We start from the raw sequence: 19,690 nt of genomic DNA on the forward strand, positions 1-19,690 counted from the left end.
GCCCCCCTGGGCGCGCGATGGAGTGTGGCCCAAGAGTTGGGCCTTGCCCGGTTCGCGGCAAGAGGGCGTGCCGTCCTGTTCCAGCCCTATTACGTACTTGATGCACAACGGCCCCGGCGTGGTCGCCGGGGCCGCGGTGGATCAACGGGCGTGTCAGCGCCCGTCGGTGAAGGTCTCCCCCCGCTCGGCCTTCTCCACCAGCAGCGCGGGCGGCAGGAACCGGTCGCCGTAACGCCCGGCCAGCTCGCGCGCGCGTGCCACGAAGCCGGGCAGGCCCCCCTCGTAGCCGTTGACGTACTGCAGCACACCGCCCGTCCAGCCGGGGAAGCCGATGCCGAAGATCGAGCCGATGTTCGCGTCGGCGACCGACGTCAGCACGCCCTCCTCCAGCAGCCGGACCGTGTCCAGCGCCTCGGAGAACAGCATGCGCTCCTGCATGTCCACGAACGGGATCCGCGAGCCCTCACGCGTGAAGTGCTCGCGCAGGCCCGGCCACAGGCCCACGCGCCGGCCGGTCTCGTCGTAGTCGTAGAAGCCGGCGCCGCCGCTGCGGCCGGTGCGGCCGAACTCGTCGACCATGCGGTCGACCACGGCCTCGGCCGGGTGCGCCTGCCAGGTGCCGCCGGCCTCCTCGACCGCCCGCCGCGACTCGGCGCGGATCTTGCGCGGCAGGGTCAGCGTCAACTCGTCCATCAGGGAGAGGACCTTGGCCGGATATCCCGCCTGCGCGGCCGCCTGCTCCACGGAGGCGGGCTCGACGCCCTCGCCGACCATGGCGACGCCCTCGTTGATGAAGTGGCCGATGACACGGGAGGTGAAGAAGCCGCGCGAGTCGTTGACGACGATCGGCGTCTTCTTGATCTGCCGGACCAGGTCGAAGGCACGCGCGAGGGCCTCGTCCCCGGTCCGCTCGCCCTTGATGATCTCCACCAGCGGCATCTTGTCGACCGGCGAGAAGAAGTGCAGCCCGATGAAGTCGGCCTGGCGCTCCACGCCCTCGGCGAGCGCGGTGATGGGCAGGGTGGAGGTGTTGGAGCACAGCAGCGCGTCGGGCGCGACGACGTGCTGGATCTCCTGGAACACCTTGTGCTTGAGGGAGGTGTCCTCGAAGACCGCCTCGATCACGGCGTCGCAGCCCGCGAGGTCGGCGGCCTCGGCGGTGGGCGTGATGCGGGCCAGCAGGGCGTCCGCCTTCTCCTGGGTGGTACGGCCCCGCGAGACGGCCTTGGCGCACAGCTTCTCGGAGTAGCCCTTGCCCTTGAGCGCGGCCTCCAGGGACACGTCCTTCAGGACGACGTCGATGCCCGCGCGGGCGCACGAGTAGGCGATGCCCGCGCCCATCATGCCGGCGCCGAGGACGGCGACCTTGCGGACCTGGCGCGGCTCGACGCCCTTCGGGCGGTTGGCGCCGGAGTTGACGGCCTGGAGGTCGAAGAAGAACGCCTGGATCATGTTCTTCGAGGTCTGCCCGGTGGCCAGCTCCACGAAGTAGCGGGCCTCGATCACCTGGGCGGTCTCGAAGTCGACCTGGGCGCCCTCGACGGCCGCGGCGAGGATGTTGCGCGGGGCCGGGTAGGGGGCGCCGTTCGTCTGCTTGCGCAGGTTCGCCGGGAAGGCGGGCAGGTTGGCGGCGAACTTCGGGTTGGCCGGGGTGCCGCCCGGGAAGCGGTAGCCGGGCACGTCCCAGGGCTGGTGCGACTCGGGATGGGCCTCGATGAACGCGCGCGCCTTCTGGAGCAGTTCCTCCTGCGTGGCGGCGACCTCGTGGACCAGGCCGTTGTCCCGGGCGCGCCGGGCGTCGTACTGCTGGCCCTGGAGGAGGACCTTCAGCAGGGCGTCCGTGATGCCCAGCAGCCGTACGGTCCGCACGACACCGCCGCCTCCGGGCAGCAGGCCGAGCGTGACCTCCGGGCAGCCGATCTTGGTGCCGGGCGTGTCGAGGGCGACGCGGTGGTGGCAGGCGAGGGCGAGTTCGTAACCGCCGCCCAGCGCGGCGCCGTTGATCGCGGCGACGACCGGCTTGCCGAGGGTCTCGATCCTGCGCAGGTGGCGCTTGATCTCCAGGCCGCCCTCGAACAGCTCCTGCGCGGTCTCGGGGGTGACCCGGATGAGGTCGCGCAGGTCGCCGCCCGCGAAGAAGGTCTTCTTGGCGGAGGTGAGGATGACGCCGCGGATGGTGTCCTTCTCGGCCTCCAGACGGTCGGTGACCGCGGCGAGGGAGGCGCGGAAGGCGGCGTTCATCGTGTTCGCGGACTGGTCCGGGTCGTCCAGGACGAGGGTGACGACGCCGCTGCGGTCCTGCTCCCAGCGGATGGTGGTGGGCTGAGTGCTCATGGGGAGGTTGCTCCGTGGTGATCCGTCGGGAAGGGGGGTCAGACGCGCTCGACGATCGTGGCGATGCCCATGCCGCCGCCGACGCACAGGGTGGCGAGGCCGTAGCGCTTGTCCTGGCGCTCCAGTTCGTCGATGAGGGAGCCGAGGATCATCGCGCCGGTGGCGCCCAGCGGGTGACCGAGGGCGATGGCGCCGCCGTTGACGTTGACCTTGTCCAGCGAGAGGCCCATGTCCTTCACGAAGCGCAGGACGACCGCGGCGAACGCCTCGTTGATCTCGACCAGGTCGATGTCGTCGATGGTCAGCCCCGCCTTGGCGAGCGCCTTGCGGGTGGCCGGGGCCGGGCCGGTGAGCATGATGGTGGGCTCCGAGCCGGAGACGGCCGCGGAGACGATCCGCGCGCGCGGGGTGAGGCCGTAGCGCTCACCGACCTCGCGGGAGCCGATGGCGACGAGGGACGCGCCGTCCACGATGCCGGAGGAGTTGCCGGCGTGGTGGACGTGGTCGATCTTCTCCACCCAGTGGTACTTCTGCAGCGCCACCGCGTCGAAGCCGCCCAGCTCGCCGATGTCCGCGAAGGACGGCTTGAGCCCCGCGAGGGAGTCGGCGGTGGTGCCGGGCCGCATGTGCTCGTCGTGGTCGAGGACGAGCAGGCCGCTGCGGTCCTTCACCGGTACGACGGACCGCTCGAAGCGGCCCTCCTTCCAGGCCGTGGCCGCGCGCTCCTGCGACAGGGCCGCGTACTCGTCGACGTCCCGGCGGGAGAAACCCTCGATGGTGGCGATCAGGTCGGCGCCGATGCCCTGCGGCACGAAGTTCGTGGCGAGGTTGGTCATCGGGTCGTTGAACCAGGCGCCGCCGTCCGAGGCCATCGGCACCCGCGACATCGACTCCACGCCGCCGGCGAGGACGAGGTCCTCCCAGCCCGAACGGACCTTGGCCGCGGCCAGGTTGACCGCCTCCAGGCCCGAGGCACAGAAGCGGTTCTCCTGCACGCCCGCGACCGTGTCCGGCAGCCCGGCCGCGATCGCCGCGATCCGGGCGATGTCCGAGCCCTGGTCGCCCACCGGGCCGACCACACCGAGCACGATGTCGTCGACGGCGGCCGGGTCGAGTCCGGGGAAACGGGCGCGGATCTCATGGATGAGTCCGACGACCAGGTCGACCGGCTTGGTCCCGTGCAGGGAGCCGTTCGCCTTGCCGCGCCCTCGCGGGGTGCGGATCGCGTCGTACACGTACGCTTCGGTGCTCACGGAAGGGGCCTTTCGACGAGGGTTTCGGGGGTGCCTTCGGGGGTGTCCGGGGCGGTGCCTTCAATGGTGTCCCCGGCGGTGCCGTTCGCGGTGTCGACGAGCCGCGGCACGTCCCAGTCGCGGGCCACCTCGGCGGTGTCGGCGCCGGGCAGCGCGGGGCCGCCGCGCACGGCGGTGGGCGTGGCGGAGAAACGGGGCGCGGGGGCCGGCTGGGTCAGCCCGCCGTGGTCGGTGAAGGTGCCGCGGGCGGCCAGATGCGGATGGTGGGGGGCCTCGCGCAGCGACAGCACGGGCGCCACACACGCGTCGGAGCCCTCGAAGACGGCCGTCCACTCGTCCCTCGTACGGGTCCGGAACCGCGCCGCGACCGCCTCGCGCAGTTCGCCCCAGCGGGTGAGGTCCGCGTGCGCCGGGGCCAGTTCGGGGAGGCCGAGCAGGGCGAGGAACGCGTCGTAGAACCGCCGCTCCAGAGCGCCGACGGCCATGTAGTGCCCGTCGGAGGTCTCGTACGTGCCGTAGTAGGGGCAGCCGCCGTCCAGCAGGTTGCTGCCGCGCCGGTCCTGCCAGCCGCCGGCCGCGAGCATGCCGTGGATCATCGAGGCGAGGTGGGCTGCGCCGTCGACGATGGCCGCGTCGACGACCTGCCCGGTTCCGGTGGCGCGGGCGTGGTGCAGGGCGGCGAGGACCCCGACGACGAGGTACAGCGAGCCGCCCGCGTAGTCGCCGACGAGGTTGGCCGGGACGGCCGGGGGCCGGTCGGGGGCGCCGATCATGCCGAGGGTGCCGGTGACGGCGATGTAGCCGATGTCGTGGCCCGCGCGCTGGGCGAGGGGACCCTCCTGGCCCCAGCCGGTCATCCGGCCGTAGACCAGCGCGGGGTTGCGGGCGTGGCAGTCGCGCGGGCCCACCCCGAGGCGCTCGGCGACACCGGGGCGGTACCCCTCGATCAGGACGTCGGCGCGTGCGACGAGGTCGAGCACACGCGCCGGGCCCTCGGGGGACTTCAGGTCGACGACCACCGAGCGCTTGTTGCGGTTGGTGATGTCGTACGCCGGGTCGATGCCCAGCCCCGGTCCGCCGGGCCGGTCCACCCGGACCACGTCCGCGCCCAGGTCGGCCAGCAGCATCGCGGCGAACGGCCCCGGCCCGATCCCGGCCAGCTCCACCACGCGCACGCCTGCCAGCGGCCCCTGCCCCGGCGTCGTCGCCGTCATCCCGGCCCCCAGCCGTCTGTGACACAACTGATGTAACACCGCTGATGCTAAGAACGCGTTCCACTCCCGGCAAGACCTGGAAGAGCAAGCGCTTAGACAATCTACGGCGACCGCGGCCCGCGGGTCTCGCCCGGCGGGCGTCGAGGGTCTTGCTCAGCGGGCGTCGAGGGCCTTGCTCGGCGGGCGTCGAGCTCGGCCGTCAGCCGCTGGGCGCGACCGCGCGGTGGCTGTCCTCCACCCGGTCGCACAGCAGGAACACGAACACCTTCTTGTTCACCTTCACGACGGTCTCGCCCCACGGGAGTCCTCCGGCGCGTCGGGCAGCCCCAGGGTGAACTGGCGCACTTTCTCCCACTTCTTCAGGGCACTTCGGGCCACCGCCACCGCGCACCTCCGGCCTCGTCGTCGGGCTCCGCACTCCTCACGCTAGCCTCAGCCACCGACAACGGCGCGGGCCGCGGGATCGAGGGGTGTCATGAGCAGGCTGAACGGAAACGACCGTCCGTACGACATCGTGCTCTTCGGAGCCACCGGCTTCGTCGGCCGGCTCACCGCCGAGTACCTGGCGGCCCACGCGCCCGAGGGCCTGCGCTGGGCGATCGCCGGCCGCGACGAGGCCAGGCTGGAACGACTGCGGGAGAGCCTGCCCGGCGGGACCGGGGTCGGTGTGCTGCGCGCCGACGTCGCCGACCCGGACTCCGTGCGCGACCTCGCCCGGCACGCGCGCGTGGTCGCCTCGACCGTGGGCCCGTACGTGCGCTACGGAGAGGAACTGGTCGCGGCCTGCGCCGACGTCGGCACCGACTACCTGGACCTCACCGGGGAGCCCGAGTTCGTCGACCTGATGTACGTCCGGCACGACGCCCGCGCGCGGGAGACGGGCGCACGCCTGGTGCACGCCTGCGGCTTCGACTCCGTACCGCACGACCTGGGCGCCTACTTCACCGTCCGGCAGCTGCCCGAGGGCGTGCCGCTGACCGTCGACAGCTATGTCAGCGCCGACGCCGCCTTCTCCGGCGGCACGTTCGCCTCGGCGCTGGGCCAGTTCGCGCGGGGACGGCAGATGATCGCGGCCGCGCGCGACCGGCGACGGCACGAACCGCGCCTGATGGGCCGCCGGGCGACGACACCCACCGGCGCGCCCCGGTACGCCGCCGAGGTCGGTGCCTGGGCCCTGCCCCTGCCGACCATCGACCCGCAGATAGTGGGCCGCTCGGCCCGCGCGCTGGAGCGCTACGGCCCCGACTTCCGGTACCGCCACTACGCGGCCGTACGGCGACTGCCGGTCGCGGTGGGCGGGGTCGCGGCGGTGGGCGCGCTGTTCGCCGCCGCCCAGATCCCGGCCACGCGCCGCTGGCTGTCCGGCCGGCTGCAGCCCGGCGAGGGGCCGAGCGCCGAGAAGCGGGCCCGCAGCTGGTTCTCCGTGCGGTTCGTCGGCGAGGGCGGCGGACGGCGGGTCTACACCGAGGTCGCGGGCGGTGACCCCGGGTACGGCGAGACGGCGAAGATGTTCGCCGAGGCGGCGCTGTCCCTGGCCCTCGACGACCTGCCCCGAACGGCCGGACAGGTCACGACCGCGGTGGCGATGGGCGACGCGCTGATCGACCGCCTGACCCGCGCGGGCATCACCTTCCGCGTGGCGGCCAAGCGCTGAGGCCCGGCTACAGCTGCCACTCGGCCAGGGTGTAGATCATCCCGGCGATCCACCCGAGGGCCGCGAGAGCGGCGAGGACGAGCGCGGCCGTCACGGCCCGCTCGACGGGCTGGGCGGGGGCGGCCACGGGCTTGGGGGCACGGTGCGTAGGCATGCGGTCAGCCTCCCGGGCGGGGGGAGGCGCGGGCCATCCGTACACATACTCAGCCGACTGCCTGGGATACCCGGTCGGGCGTCCGTCACCCGTGACCACGCCTGTGCCCCCCCCGCCTGCGCCCGCCACCTGTGAGAAGCACCGCTCTGTGACGTGGCTCACCGTATGCGAACCGAAGGCTATGGAAAGGTGCTGCCTTGGTCTATGCCGTGAACCGACGGTGAAGGCCACGTTATGCAAGGCAGTCCGTGCGTGATCCGCCCGGACGCACCAAGAGAGTGGAAACACCCGTGAGCAAGGACGCCGTGGACACGGCACAGGTCGCCGCCCACCCCCAGGCGACGTCTCAGGCGCCCGCCGACGCGGGCGACGCCGGTTACAGCAAGGGCCTCAAGCACCGCCACGTCAACATGATCGCCATCGGCGGCGCGATCGGCACCGGCCTCTTCCTCGGCGCCGGCGGCCGCCTGCACAACGCGGGCCCGGCGCTCGCGCTGGCCTACCTGGTGTGCGGCGTCTTCGCCTTCTTCGTCGTCCGGGCCCTGGGCGAGCTGGTCCTGTACCGGCCGTCGTCCGGCTCCTTCGTCTCGTACGCGCGCGAGTTCCTCGGCGAGAGGGGCGCGTACGTCGCCGGGTGGATGTACTTCCTGAACTGGTCGACCACCGGTATCGCCGACATCACCGCGATCGCGCTGTACACCCACTACTGGAGCGCGTTCACCAGCATCCCCCAGTGGGTGCTCGCCCTGGTCGCCCTGGCGGTGGTCCTCGCCGTCAACCTCATCTCGGTGAAGATCTTCGGCGAGATGGAGTTCTGGTTCGCGATCGTCAAGGTCGCCACCCTCGTCGCCTTCATGCTCGTCGGCATCTTCCTGCTGGCCACGCAGCACGAGGTCGGCGGTCAGACGCCCGGACTGCACGTGATCACCGACAACGGCGGCCTGTTCCCGCACGGTCTGATGCCGGTCGTCCTGGTCATGCAGGGCGTGATCTTCGCGTACGCCGCCCTGGAGCTGGTCGGCGTCGCCGCCGGCGAGACCGCCGAGCCGGAGAAGGTCGTCCCGCGCGCGGTGAACTCCATCATGTGGCGCGTGGGCCTGTTCTACGTGGGCTCGGTCGTCCTGCTCGCCCTGCTGCTCCCCGGCTCGGTCTACTCGGCCGACGAGAGCCCCTTCGTGACGGTCCTGTCGAAGATCGGCGTCGAGGGCGCCGGCGACGTGATGAACCTGGTGGTCCTCACCGCCGCCATGTCGTCCCTGAACTCCGGCCTGTACTCCACGGGCCGCATCCTGCGCTCGATGGCCATGGCCGGCTCCGCCCCGAAGTTCACCGCCCGCATGAACCGCAGCCAGGTCCCCTACGGCGGCATCCTGCTCACCTGCGCGGTGTGCGTCCTCGGCGTGGGCCTGAACTTCCTCATGCCGAGCCAGGCCTTCGAGATCGTGCTGAACCTCGCCTCCCTCGGCATCATCAGCACCTGGGTGATCATCATGGTCTGCCACCTGATCTTCGTCCGCCGCGCCCGCGCCGGCGAGGTCGCCCGACCGCACTTCCGCCTCCCCGGCAGCCCGGTCACCGAGATCGCGACCATCGTCTTCCTCCTCGTCTGCCTCGGCATGATGTGGAACGACCCCGACGTCGGCCGCAAGACCCTCCTCGCCATCCCTGTCATCGCCGCCATGCTGGTCGCCGGCTGGTACGCCATCCGCCGCCGCGCCGCGAAGGCGGAGGACCAGGAGCTGACGGAGCTCACGAAGTAGCAGCTCAGCGGCCACTGTCAGTGGAACCGCCTACGGTGGCGTCATGTCGGAGATCGTCTACGTCCGAGGTGACGCCACCGTTCCGTCCGTGAAGGGCGTGAAGATCATCGCCCATGTCTGCAACGACATCGGGGGCTGGGGCAAGGGCTTCGTCGTCGCGCTGTCCCGCCGCTGGCCGCAGCCGGAGGCCGCCTACCGCGCCTGGCACCGCGAGCGCGCGACGAACGACTTCGGGCTCGGCGCGGTCCAGCTCGTACGGGTCGAGCCGTACGTCTGGGTGGCCAACATGGTGGGCCAGCGCGGCATACGGACCGGCAGCAAAGGCGTCCCCGTCCGCTACGAGGCCATCGACGCCGCTCTCGAGCGCCTCGCCGGGCACGCCGCGGAACTCGGCGCGTCCGTGCACATGCCCCGGATCGGGTGCGGTCTCGCCGGGGGCAAGTGGTCCCGCGTCGAGCCCCTGATCACCGAGCGCCTGATACGCCGGGGGACACCGGTCACCGTCTACGACCACGGGGACTGACAACGGGGGACCGGCGGGAACCGGCGGGGACCGACCGCGGGGCGTCGGCAGGTCGGTCCGGTTCCTTTCGGCCAAGATTGACGCAATAGGGCAGCGATGGGCACGAATGATCGGGTAAGGCGTCGGTATGGAGTTGATTCCCACGGACATCGGTCCGCTCAACCCGCACGTCGAGGAGATGGCCGTCGCGCTGGTGCTCTTCACCGGCTGCTACCTGCTGCTCGCTCGGCTGCTGCGCCGGATGAACCACGTCCTGGAGCTGCGCGAGCAGGCCACGGACGGCGTCGGCCGCCAGGCCCGGGAGATCCAGGAGCTGGCCGACGCCGTCCGCGACCAGACCCACGCCCTGCTCGCCGAGGCCCGGCACGACGCGGCCCGCATCCGCCATGAGGCCCAGGTGCGGGGCGCCACGCTCCTCGCCGACGCCCGCGCCGAGGCGATACGCGAGCGCGACGCCCTGCTCGCCGAGTCAGCGGCCCGCATCGAGGCCGACCGCGCCACGGCGGAGGCCGAACTGCGGCCCTACGCCTCGGAGTTGGCGGAGGAACTGGCCTCCCGCGTCCTGGGCGAACCCGTCACCGCGGCGCCCCGAACGGCCACGGCGGAGACCACGCACTCGGGCTGAGCGCCCGCGGCGCGGGCGACGGCCGGGCCGCCGAGGCGGAGCTCCTCGCCCGGGTGAGCGAGCGGAAGCCCCCGCCCCGCGGCCGGGCCGGCTCAGTGAGCGTGCGCGGGCTCGTGCTCGTGCACACCGTTCGTCGCGGCGATCTTCTTCCACGACTTCGGCTGCGCCGGCGCGCCGACCGAGGACGGCGCCATGGACGCGGCCCGCGCCGCGGGGGCCGCGGGCTTCTCCGGCTGGTGGAGCCAGGTGTCGAACAGCCCGTCGAGCTGCCGCCCCGACACCTGCTCGGCGTACGTCACGAAGTCCGCGACGGTGGCGTTGCCGTACGCGTAACGCTGCGGCCAGCCCTTGAGGATGGCGAAGAACGCGTCGTCGCCGATCTCGTTGCGCAGCGCCTGCAGAGCCAGCGCGCCCCGGTCGTAGACGGCGATGTGGAACTGGTTCTCCGGCCCCGGGTCACCCGGCTTCACCGTCCAGAACGGGTCGTCCGCGGCGCGCGAGGCGTACACGTAGTCGGCGATCTCCTGCGCCGTGCCCTCGCCCTCGTGCTCGGACCACAGCCACTGCGCGTACCGCGCGAAGCCCTCGTTGATCCAGATGTCCTTCCAGCCGGAGACCGACACCAGGTCGCCGTACCACTGGTGGGCCAGCTCGTGCACGACCACGGAGGTGTTCGACCCGTTCGCGAACTGGCGCGGGCTGTAGAAGGGCCGCGTCTGCGTCTCCAGCGCGTACCCGGTGTTCGTGTTCGGCACGTACCCGCCCAGCGCGTTGTACGGATACGGCCCGAAGTACTCGACGAGCCAGTCGGCGATCTCACCCGTGCGCTCCACGCTCGCCCGCGCGGAGCCGTAGTTGTCGCCGAGGTCCTTGCTGTAGGCGTTGATGACCGGGATGCCGCTGTCGGTCGTGCCGGTGGTGATGTCGAACCTGCCGACCGCGAGGGTGGCGAGGTAGGTCGCCTGCGGCTTGTTGGAGCGCCAGTTCCAGCGGGTCCAGCCGAGGCGCGAACTCGTCGACTGCAGGCGGCCGTTGGAGATGGCCTGGGTGCCGTCCGGTACCAGCACCGACACGTCGTAGGTGGCCTTGTCCAGCGGGTGGTCGTTGCTCGGGAACCACCACCAGGCCGCCTCGGGCTCGTTCGCCCCGACACCGCCGTCCGGGGTGCGGTGCCAGCTGGTGAACCCGTACGCCTGCTTCTGCGAGGGGACCCCGCGGTAGCGCACCACCACGGTGAGGTCCGTGCCCTTGGGCAGCGGCGCCCGCGGCGTGATCTCCAGCTCGTGCTCGCCCGAGGCGGCGAACCGGGCCTTGCTGCCGTTGACCCGGACCTCGCTGACGTCCAGCAGAAAGTCCAGATCGAACCGCGAGACATCCTGTGTGGTGCGCGCCAGGAGGGTCGCGGTGCCCTCCAGCTCGTCCGTCGCGGGCTGGTACTTCAGCCGCAGGTCGTAGTGGGAGACGTCGTATCCGCCGTTGCCGTAGGCCGGGTAGTAGGGGTCGCCGATACCCGGTGCGCCGGGGGAGAAGCCCGCGGCCGATGCCGGGATCGCCAGCAGTACGGTGGCCGCCGCCAGGGCGCCCGGCGCGATGATTCTGCGGTGCACGAAAACTCCAAGTCGTAGGGGCATGAAGTCCGTTCGACCCTATTCAGTCCCTGCGCCACCTGGCGTGTCCATGGCCCCTGCTGTCACAGGAATGCCATGCGGTCGAAACAGGCCAGGACGAGCACCGGCCGACCGGCTCCCGCCTGCGGACGGGGTCTGCCCGCCCAGGCGGCCAGGGGCCTGACCGGAGGCGGCTCGACGTCCATGCCCCGGGGTCTTGACCGGGGGCGGCTCCCGTCCGTGGCCCGTCCGTCCACCCGGGGCGGCCGCAGCCCGGGCCTCGGCCAAGCCGGTCGGTGGTCGTGGCCCCCGGCGCCCGGTGGGGATCGGCGCGTCGGACCACCCCCAGCCCCCACTAGGATCGGCCTCCTGATGACTGCCACCCTCGTCGCCAAGAATCTCGCCGCCGGACACGGCGACCGCTCGCTGTTCAGCGGACTGGACCTGGTCGTCGCCCCCGGCGACGTGATCGGTCTGGTCGGGGCGAACGGCGCCGGGAAGTCCACCCTGCTGCGCCTGCTCGCCGGACTCGCCGCGCCCGAGCAGGGCGAGGTCCGGCTCTCCCCGCCCACCGCCACCGTCGGACACCTCCCGCAGGAGCCGGAGCGCCGCCCGGGCGAGACGGTCCGCGCGTTCCTCGCCCGCCGCACCGGCGTGGCCGAGGCGCAGCGGGTCATGGACGAGGCGACGCAGGGCCTCGTCGACGGGACGCCCGGCGCCGACGACGCCTACGCGGCGAGCCTGGACCGCTGGCTGGGCCTCGGCGGCGCCGACCTCGACGAGCGTGCCGAGGAGGTCGCCGACTCCCTGGGCCTCGCCGTCGACCTGGACCAGCCGATGACCTCCCTGTCCGGCGGTCAGGCGGCACGGGCCGGCCTCGCCTCCCTGCTGCTGTCCCGCTACGACGTCTTCCTGCTCGACGAGCCCACCAACGACCTCGACCTGGACGGCCTGGAGCGCCTGGAGCGCTTCGTCACCGGCCTGCGGGCCGGCACCGTCGTCGTCAGCCACGACCGCGAGTTCCTCACCCGCACGGTCACCAAGGTCCTCGAACTCGATCTCGCCCAGCAGCGGATCACCCTCTACGGCGGCGGCTACGAGGCCTACCTGGAGGAGCGGGACACCGCCCGCCGGCACGCCCGTGAGGACTACGAGGAGTACGCCGACAAGCGGGCCGCCCTGCAGGACCGGGCGCAGATGCAGCGCTCCTGGATGGACAAGGGCGTCAAGAACGCCCGGCGCAAGGCCGGCAACGACAACGACAAGATCGGCCGCAAGTTCCGCAGCGAGGCCAGCGAGAAGCAGGCCGCGAAGGCCCGCCAGACCCAGCGCATGATCGAACGCCTGGAGACGGTCGAGGAGCCCCGCAAGGAGTGGGAGCTGCGCATGGAGATCGCGTCGGCCCCCCGCTCGGGCGCGGTCGCCGCCACGCTGAGGGACGCGGAGGTCCGCCGCGGCGACTTCACCTTCGGCCCGGTCTCCCTCCAGATCGACTGGGCCGACCGGGTCGCGGTGACCGGCGCTAACGGCGCGGGCAAGTCCACCCTGCTCGGGGCGCTGCTCGGCCGCGTCCCCCTCGACGCCGGGCACGCCGCCCTGGGGTCGGGCGTCCTCGTCGGCGAGGTCGACCAGGCGCGCAAGCTGTTCCACGGCACGGAGGCCCTGCTGGACGCGTTCTGCGCCGCGGTCCCCGACACCGAGCCCGCCGAGGTCCGCACGCTGCTGGCCAAGTTCGGCCTGAAATCGGACCACGTGCTGCGCCCCGCCGCGACCCTGTCACCGGGTGAACGCACCAGGGCCGCCCTCGCCCTGCTCCAGGGCAGGGGCGTCAATCTCCTCGTCCTCGACGAGCCCACGAACCACCTCGACCTGCCCGCCATCGAGCAGCTGGAGTCGGCCCTGGACGCCTACGAGGGCACGTTCCTGCTGGTCACCCACGACCGGCGCATGCTCGACGCCGTGCACGTCACCCGCCGCCTGGAGGTCGCCGACGGCAAGGTGACCGAACGCTGAGGCCTACACCTTCCCCTTGAGCAGCGCGCACACGAAGTCCTCCTGCACCGCACGCATCCGCCGCAGCAGGTCGGGCGTCTGCGCCTGGTTGATCTGGCTGGTGACGGAGAAGGTCAGGGACCGGCGCCCGTCAGGTGTGGCCGCGATCAGCTGGGTGTAGCCGGCCGTGTTGCCGGTGTGGCCCAGGACGACCCCGCAGCGGGTGGTGTACCGGAACAGCGCGAGACCGGCGTCGTTGCGCCCCGGCCCGGCGGGCTCCGACGCGCCGCCCGGGATCCAGCGCCGCTGCTCCCGTACGAGGTCGGGGCCGTACAGCCGGCCGCCGACGTAGCCCCGTACGAAACGGGTCATGTCGGCGGGCGTGGACACGATCCCCCCGGACGCCCAGACGCCCGACATGCCGATGAGCTCGCTGACGTCCTCCGGGGGCTCGGTCGGGCTCACCGCGTAGCCGTGCAGATACGGCTCCGGCATCCGGTAGCCCTGCGGCAGGCTGGTCCGCCGCAGGCCCAGCGGGCGGTACACCAGCTCCTCCAGCAGCCGCTCGTACCGCGTGCCGGTGACGGCCTCCGCCATCAGGGCGACGGCGATGTTGTCGGAGTTGGAGTACTGGTAGCGGCTGCCCGGCCGGAACAGCAGGGGCTGCCCGGCGATGAAGTCCAGCAGCCGGCGTGAGTCGAAGCGGTGGTGGGGGTCGGCCCGCAGGATCGCGATGAACTCGGGGCTCCGCGAGTAGTCGGGCAGCCCGCTGGTGTGGTTGAGCAGCTGCCGCAGCGTCACCGCGTGCCATGCCTTCGGCAGCCGGGGCAGCCGCTTGCCGATGGTGTCGTGCAGGCGCAGGTCGCCGAGCTGGACGAGGGACAGCGCGACGGCACCGCTGAACGCCTTCGCGGTGCTGGCGATGCGCATGTGGTCGTGCGGGCGCGGCTCGCGGCCCGTCTCCAGATCCGCGACCCCGGCCCGGACGACCCGGGTCCGCTTCTCGTCCCGGAGCAGCGCGATCGCCCCGGGCGGCCCGCCGGGCGTACGGACCAGCTCCTCCAGCCGCCGCTGCAACGCGCTGTCGTCGCGCGGCGGTTCGGGATGCCCGGCCGCCGTCGCGGCGCCGGGGGACAGCAGACTGAGACAGAGCGCGATCAGGGAGGCGGCAGCGGCCGGGGCAGAGCGGTGGGGCATCGATCACTCCAGTGAGGTGACGACGGGGAGTCCAGCCTCGCCCTGCCCCGTCCGCCCCGCCGCCCGCCACTGCTGCACATGGCCCAACACCGGTGCGGCTCTGAGGGGCGCGGGCCGCGCTCGATGTGCGGCTGTGCCGCGCGGGCGCGACCAGCCACCCGGAACGCGCGGTCACCCGCGACCCTCAGCCCCTGCCGCTCGGACGGCTCTACCGCTTCTTGGGATCGACCAGTCCGGCCCGGCGCAGGGCGTCGGCCATCGCGCTGTTCGACGGGGCGGGGGCCTGGCGGGAGCCTCCGCCACCGGCCGCGCCGCCGCCGCGTGCCTGCCGCTGCTGGGGAGGACGGCCGCCACCCCGAGGCCGGCGGGATTCCCCGCCGGAGGCCTGCGCCTCGTCGTCCAGCCGCAGCGTCAGCGAGATCCGCTTGCGCGGGATGTCCACGTCGAGGACCTTCACCTTGACGATGTCACCCGGCTTGACGACGTCCCGCGGGTCCTTCACGAAGGTCTTCGACATGGCCGAGACATGCACCAGTCCGTCCTGGTGGACGCCGACGTCCACGAACGCCCCGAAGGCGGCCACATTGGTGACGACGCCCTCCAGGATCATCCCGGAGGCCAGGTCGGAGATCTTCTCGACGCCCTCCTTGAAGGTGGCCGTCCTGAACGCGGGCCGCGGGTCGCGCCCCGGCTTCTCCAGCTCCTTGAGGATGTCGGTGACGGTCGGCAGGCCGAAGGTCTCGTCCACGAACTCGGTCGGCTTCAGCGAGCGCAGCACCGAGGTGTTGCCGATCAGCGAGGCCACCTCCTGCCCCGTGGTCCTCACCATCCGCCGCACCACCGGGTACGCCTCCGGGTGCACGCTGGAGGCGTCCAGCGGGTCGTCGCCGCCGCGGATGCGCAGGAAGCCAGCGCACTGCTCGTACGCCTTGGGACCGAGCCGCGCCACCTTCTTCAGCTGCGAACGCGACCGGAACGGCCCGTTGGCGTCACGGTGCGCCACGATGTTCTCGGCGAGGCCGGAGGAGATGCCGGACACCCGTGAGAGCAGCGGCGCGGAGGCGGTGTTGACGTCCACGCCGACGCCGTTCACACAGTCCTCGACCACCGCGTCCAGCGAGCGCGACAGCTTCACCTCGGACAGGTCGTGCTGGTACTGGCCGACACCGATCGACTTCGGGTCGATCTTCACCAGCTCCGCCAGCGGGTCCTGCAGCCGCCGTGCGATCGACACCGCGCCGCGCAGCGACACGTCCATGTCCGGCAGCTCCTGCGAGGCGAACGCGGACGCCGAGTACACCGAGGCGCCCGCCTCGGACACCATCACCTTGGTGAGCTTCAACTCCGGGTGCCGGGCGATGAGTTCACCGGCGAGCTTGTCGGTCTCGCGGGAGGCGGTGCCGTTGCCGATGGCGATCAGCTCGACCGCGTGCTCCTCGGCGAGCCGCGCCAGCTTGGCGATCGCCTCGTCCCACTTGTTCGCCGGGACGTGCGGGTGGATCACGTCGGTGGCGACGACCTTGCCGGTGGCGTCGACGACGGCGACCTTGACGCCCGTACGGAAGCCGGGGTCCAGGCCGAGCGTGGCGCGCGTGCCCGCCGGGGCGGCGAGCAGCAGGTCGCGCAGGTTGGCGGCGAACACCCGTACCGCCTCGTCCTCGGCGGCCGTGCGCAGCCTGAGGCGCAGGTCGATGCCGAGGTGGACGAGGATGCGGGTGCGCCAGGCCCAGCGGACGGTGTCCGTCAGCCACTTGTCGCCGGGGCGGCCCCGGTCGGCGATGCCGAACCTGGCCGCGACGATCCCCTCGTACGACGAAGGCCCGTCGCTGGGCTCCTCCGGCTCCAGGACGAGGTCGAGGACCTCCTCCTTCTCGCCGCGCAGCATCGCGAGGACGCGGTGCGAGGGCAGTTCGGTGAACGGCTCGGCGAAGTCGAAGTAGTCGGCGAACTTCGCGCCCGCCTCCTCCTTGCCCTCGCGGACCTTGGCGGCGAGCCGCCCGCGCACCCACATGCGCTCGCGCAGCTCGCCGATCAGGTCGGCGTCCTCGGAGAACCGCTCGGTGAGGATCGCCCGGGCGCCGTCCAGCGCGGCCTGCGGGTCGGCGACGCCCTTGCCGGCGTCGACGAACGCCGCCGCGGCCGCGAGCGGTTCCACGCCCGGGTCGGCGAGCAGCCCCTCGGCCAGCGGCTCCAGACCGGCCTCGCGGGCGATCTGGGCCTTGGTGCGCCGCTTGGGCTTGTAGGGGAGGTAGACGTCCTCCAGGCGCGCCTTCGTCTCGGCGCCGCGGATCTGCGCCTCCAGCTCGTCGGTGAGCTTGCCCTGCTCGCGCACCGACTCCAGGATCGCCGCCCGGCGCTCCTCCAGCTCCCGCAGATAGCGCAGCCGCTCCTCGATCGTGCGCAGCTGCGCATCGTCGAGCATCTCGGTGGCTTCCTTGCGGTAGCGGGCGATGAAGGGCACCGTCGAACCGCCGTCGAGCAGTTCCACGGCGGCCCTGACCTGCCGCTCCCTTACGCCGAGTTCCCCGGCGATCCTGCCTTCGATGGACCCTGCTCCGAGGGACCCGGGTGTCGTCACGATCCCGTACCGCCTTCTACTTCGGGTTGCGCGGCAATTGTGGCAGGTCGCACCGACAGCACGGGATCAGGGCAGGCGGACGGGCGTGGCCGGTCCCCTCATCGGTGGCCGTCAGACGTGGCGCGCGCCGCGCCGGCCGCTGGACGAGGCGCCGCCGAACAGCCGGGCCAGCGCCCGGAAGGGCAGCGTCACCACCGTCGCGACGGCACCGCCGATCTGACGCAGGACATCCGCAATGGCTCGGAACACGTCGAGCTCCTCTCTCGTCGCCTGTCGGCTCTCGTCGCCTGTCGGCTCTCGTTGCGTGGCGGCCGGGTACCGCGAGGATCACCGCGCACACATGGCAGAAAAGGTGGGGTGCTCGTCATTGCGGCCGCCGGAGGGCCCGCGAAGAATCGGGGCATGGCGCAGCGAACCGTGCTCGTGGTCCTCTTCGACGACGTCCAGAGCCTCGATGTCACCGGGCCCGTGGAGGTCTTCGCGGGAGCGGACACCCGCACCCCGGGCTCGTACGAGATCCGGACCGCCTCCCTGGACGGCGGCCCCGTGCGCACCTCCAGCGGGCTGACGCTCGTACCCGACGGGGCGCTGCCGGACGGGGCCCGGCCGGATCTGCTGGTCGTGCCGGGCGGCCGGGGCACCCGGTCCCCGGACCCGCGGCTGGTGGACTGGCTGCGGCGCAACGGCCCGTGCGCCCGGCGGCTGGTGTCGGTGTGCACCGGCGCGATCCTGCTGGCCGAGGCCGGTCTGCTGGACGGCCGCCGGGCCACGACGCACTGGGCGTACTGCGAGAAGCTGGCCCGCGACCACCCCGAGGTCGACGTCGACGCCGACCCGATCTTCGTGCGGGACGAGCACGTGTGCACCTCGGCCGGTGTCACCGCGGGCATCGATCTCGCGCTGGCCCTGGTCGAGGAGGACCTCGGCCGGGACGTCGCCCTCTCGGTCGCCCGGCATCTGGTGGTGTTCCTGCGCCGGCCGGGCAACCAGGCCCAGTTCAGCGCCCAGCTCGCCGCGCAGACCGCGGCGCGCGAACCCCTGCGCGACGTCCAGCAGTGGATCACCGAGCACCCCGCGGACGACCTGTCCGTCGAGGCGCTCGCCGCCCGCGCCCGGCTCTCACCGCGCCACTTCGCGCGCGCCTTCCGGGCCGAGACCGGCATGTCCCCCGGCCGCTACGTCGACCGGGTCAGGCTCGAGCACGCCCGCCGCCTCCTGGAGGACACCGGCGACGGTGTCGAGGAGATCTCCCGTGCCGGCGGCTACGGCACGCCCGAGGCCATGCGCCGCGCGTTCCTGCGGGCCCTCGGCACGGCACCGGCCGAGTACCGGCGCCGCTTCCGCCCCGCGACCGCCGAATGACCCCCACGAGGAAGGAAAACCCCGTGCAGATCGCGATCGTGCTCTACGACCGCTTCACCGCACTCGACGCCGTCGGCCCCTACGAGACCCTCGGCCGCCTCCCCGACGCCGACCTCGTCCTCGTCGCGGAGGAGGCCGGACCCGTGCGCACCGACACCGGCGCACTGGCGATGGTCGCCGACCGCGCCCTCGCCGAGGTGCCCCGGCCGGACCTCGTGGTGGTGCCCGGCGGCCCGGGACAGACGCAGCAGATGGAGAACCGGGCCCTGCTCGACTGGCTGCGCGCGGTGGACGCGACCAGCACCTGGACGACGTCCGTGTGCACCGGTTCCCTGCTGCTGGCCGCGGCCGGGCTGCTCGAGGGCCGCCGCGCGACCTCGCACTGGCTCGCCCTGGACCACCTTGCGGGCCTCGGCGTCCGGTCCACCGGCGAACGGGTCGTCTTCGACGGCAAGTACGTCACCGCCGCCGGGGTCTCCTCCGGCATCGACATGGGCCTCGCCCTGGTCGGCCGGATCGCCGGCGACGAACACGCCCAGGCCGTGCAGCTGCTCACCGAGTACGACCCGCAGCCGCCCTACGACGCAGGGTCCCCGCAGAAGGCCCCGGCCCACCTGGTGGAGGAGTTCCGCGGCCGGAGCCGCTTCATCCTGACGTAGTCCAGGTGAAGTGCGGCGCCCTGCGCTCCAGGAACGCGGCGACGCCCTCGGCGGTGTCGCCGCTGCCGCGCGCCTGCTCGGCCCAGTGCGCGTCACGGTCGGTGCGGCCGTCGGCGAACTCCTTCGCGGCGGCCTGGGTGAGCTGCGAGCGCGAGGCCAGGACCCGGGTGAACTCCGCGACCCGCTTGGCCAGTTCGCCCTCCGGCAGCAGCTCGTCCACCAGGCCGGTGCGCAGCGCCCGGCCCGCGTCGATCAACTCGCCGGAGAACAGCAGGTACTTGGCGGTGGCCGGGCCGATCAGCGACACCAGCCGGCGGGTGGAGGAGGCCGGGTACACGATCCCGAGCTTCGCCGGTGTCACGCCGAACAGCGCGCCCTCCTCGGCGAACCGCAGGTCGCAGGCCGCGGCCAGCTGCGACCCGCCGCCCACGCAGTGCCCCCGGATCGCCGCGAGCGTCGGCTTCGGGAAGGCGGCGAGTGCCTCCTCGGCGTCCACCGCGAGCGACTGCGCCCGCTGCGGCGAGCCCTGCAGCGTGGAGATGTCGGCACCCGCGCAGAAGGTGCCGCCCTCGCCGGTCAGCACCAGCGCCCGTACGGCGGGGTCGGCGGCGAGCCGGTCCAGCAGCGGCGGCAGCGCGGCCCACATGGCGGCGGTCATGGCGTTGCGCTTGGCCGGGTGGTGGATCACGACCGTGGCCACGGAATCGGTGACGCTGTGCAGCAGCTGCGGCTCCATGCGCCGGATGCTAACCCGGGCCCCGGCCGGCGCCGGTGTGCG

At 72.6% G+C, this 19,690-nt stretch carries 16 protein-coding genes and 1 pseudogene; 7 read left to right on the top strand and 10 right to left on the bottom strand.

The window, feature by feature from the left end:
• Window positions 1-153 precede the first annotated feature (153 nt).
• The 4 genes and pseudogenes from ACIGXJ_RS31740 to ACIGXJ_RS31755 all read right to left on the bottom strand — a co-directional run.
• On the bottom strand, window positions 154-2,334 hold the full coding sequence (locus ACIGXJ_RS31740) for a 3-hydroxyacyl-CoA dehydrogenase NAD-binding domain-containing protein (RefSeq protein ID WP_399652705.1): 2,181 nt from the start codon (window positions 2,332-2,334) through the stop codon (window positions 154-156).
• A gap of 38 nt (window positions 2,335-2,372) precedes the next feature.
• Entirely contained in the window at window positions 2,373-3,587 is a 1,215-nt protein-coding gene (locus ACIGXJ_RS31745) for an acetyl-CoA C-acetyltransferase (RefSeq protein ID WP_399652707.1), read from the bottom strand.
• Complete coding sequence (locus tag ACIGXJ_RS31750; RefSeq protein WP_399652710.1) at window positions 3,584-4,801, bottom strand: CaiB/BaiF CoA transferase family protein; 1,218 nt, start codon at window positions 4,799-4,801, stop codon at window positions 3,584-3,586. Before ACIGXJ_RS31750 ends, ACIGXJ_RS31745 begins: the two co-directional genes overlap by 4 nt.
• A gap of 241 nt (window positions 4,802-5,042) precedes the next feature.
• Window positions 5,043-5,185, bottom strand: a pseudogene (locus tag ACIGXJ_RS31755) (MmcQ/YjbR family DNA-binding protein); the annotation flags it as partial.
• A 91-nt stretch (window positions 5,186-5,276) separates the two neighbouring features.
• Between ACIGXJ_RS31755 and ACIGXJ_RS31760 the strand changes: the two are divergent.
• Window positions 5,277-6,455 carry a saccharopine dehydrogenase family protein gene (locus ACIGXJ_RS31760; RefSeq protein ID WP_399652712.1) on the top strand — a complete coding sequence of 393 codons (1,179 nt, stop codon included), beginning with the start codon at window positions 5,277-5,279 and terminating at the stop codon, window positions 6,453-6,455.
• Between the two features lie 7 nt (window positions 6,456-6,462).
• Here ACIGXJ_RS31760 and mmpA read toward each other — a convergent pair whose 3' ends face one another.
• Window positions 6,463-6,609, bottom strand: a complete 147-nt coding sequence (gene mmpA / locus ACIGXJ_RS31765; RefSeq protein ID WP_399652715.1) for a morphogenic membrane protein MmpA — start codon at window positions 6,607-6,609, stop codon at window positions 6,463-6,465.
• Window positions 6,610-6,899: 290 nt separating this feature from the next.
• On the opposite strand from mmpA, the gene ACIGXJ_RS31770 reads away from it, so the two are divergent.
• The 3 genes from ACIGXJ_RS31770 to ACIGXJ_RS31780 all read left to right on the top strand — a co-directional run bounded on the left by ACIGXJ_RS31770 (window position 6,900) and on the right by ACIGXJ_RS31780 (window position 9,517).
• Window positions 6,900-8,369: an amino acid permease gene (locus tag ACIGXJ_RS31770; RefSeq protein WP_399652718.1), complete on the top strand. Its 1,470-nt coding sequence runs from the start codon at window positions 6,900-6,902 to the stop codon at window positions 8,367-8,369.
• 43 nt (window positions 8,370-8,412) lie between these two features.
• Window positions 8,413-8,892, top strand: coding sequence for a macro domain-containing protein (locus ACIGXJ_RS31775; RefSeq protein ID WP_399652721.1), 480 nt, complete (start codon window positions 8,413-8,415; stop codon window positions 8,890-8,892).
• A gap of 127 nt (window positions 8,893-9,019) precedes the next feature.
• Window positions 9,020-9,517 (top strand): hypothetical protein, encoded by a 498-nt coding sequence (locus ACIGXJ_RS31780; RefSeq protein ID WP_399652724.1) that lies wholly within the window; start codon window positions 9,020-9,022, stop codon window positions 9,515-9,517.
• 92 nt (window positions 9,518-9,609) lie between these two features.
• Here the strand turns inward: ACIGXJ_RS31780 and ACIGXJ_RS31785 are convergent, their stop codons facing one another.
• Window positions 9,610-11,124: a M1 family metallopeptidase gene (locus tag ACIGXJ_RS31785; RefSeq protein WP_399652726.1), complete on the bottom strand. Its 1,515-nt coding sequence runs from the start codon at window positions 11,122-11,124 to the stop codon at window positions 9,610-9,612.
• Window positions 11,125-11,496: 372 nt separating this feature from the next.
• Here ACIGXJ_RS31785 and ACIGXJ_RS31790 point away from each other — a divergent pair, with 372 nt between their 5' ends.
• A complete protein-coding gene (locus ACIGXJ_RS31790) occupies window positions 11,497-13,137 on the top strand; it encodes an ABC-F family ATP-binding cassette domain-containing protein (protein ID WP_399652728.1) in 1,641 nt (546 codons plus the stop codon).
• Between the two features lie 3 nt (window positions 13,138-13,140).
• Here ACIGXJ_RS31790 and ACIGXJ_RS31795 read toward each other — a convergent pair whose 3' ends face one another.
• From ACIGXJ_RS31795 to ACIGXJ_RS31805, 3 genes are all read right to left on the bottom strand, one after another.
• The gene (locus tag ACIGXJ_RS31795) at window positions 13,141-14,313 is read right to left on the bottom strand and encodes a serine hydrolase domain-containing protein (protein WP_399652730.1); all 1,173 of its coding nucleotides are present in this window, start codon (window positions 14,311-14,313) and stop codon (window positions 13,141-13,143) included.
• Window positions 14,314-14,521: 208 nt separating this feature from the next.
• Window positions 14,522-16,891: a Tex family protein gene (locus ACIGXJ_RS31800; RefSeq protein WP_399652732.1), complete on the bottom strand. Its 2,370-nt coding sequence runs from the start codon at window positions 16,889-16,891 to the stop codon at window positions 14,522-14,524.
• Window positions 16,892-17,002: 111 nt separating this feature from the next.
• On the bottom strand, window positions 17,003-17,140 hold the full coding sequence (locus ACIGXJ_RS31805) for an LPFR motif small protein (RefSeq protein WP_399652735.1): 138 nt from the start codon (window positions 17,138-17,140) through the stop codon (window positions 17,003-17,005).
• 153 nt (window positions 17,141-17,293) lie between these two features.
• Between ACIGXJ_RS31805 and ACIGXJ_RS31810 the strand changes: the two genes are divergently transcribed.
• Complete coding sequence (locus tag ACIGXJ_RS31810; RefSeq protein ID WP_399652737.1) at window positions 17,294-18,253, top strand: GlxA family transcriptional regulator; 960 nt, start codon at window positions 17,294-17,296, stop codon at window positions 18,251-18,253.
• Between the two features lie 23 nt (window positions 18,254-18,276).
• Complete coding sequence (locus tag ACIGXJ_RS31815) at window positions 18,277-18,912, top strand: DJ-1/PfpI family protein (RefSeq protein WP_399652740.1); 636 nt, start codon at window positions 18,277-18,279, stop codon at window positions 18,910-18,912.
• Here the strand turns inward: ACIGXJ_RS31815 and ACIGXJ_RS31820 are convergent.
• Complete coding sequence (locus ACIGXJ_RS31820; RefSeq protein WP_399652742.1) at window positions 18,899-19,648, bottom strand: enoyl-CoA hydratase/isomerase family protein; 750 nt, start codon at window positions 19,646-19,648, stop codon at window positions 18,899-18,901. The genes ACIGXJ_RS31815 and ACIGXJ_RS31820 overlap by 14 nt on opposite strands.
• Between the last annotated feature and the right edge of the window lie 42 nt (window positions 19,649-19,690).

This window comes from Streptomyces sp. NPDC053367 (assembly GCF_044545925.1).
GTDB lineage: Bacteria > Actinomycetota > Actinomycetes > Streptomycetales > Streptomycetaceae > Streptomyces.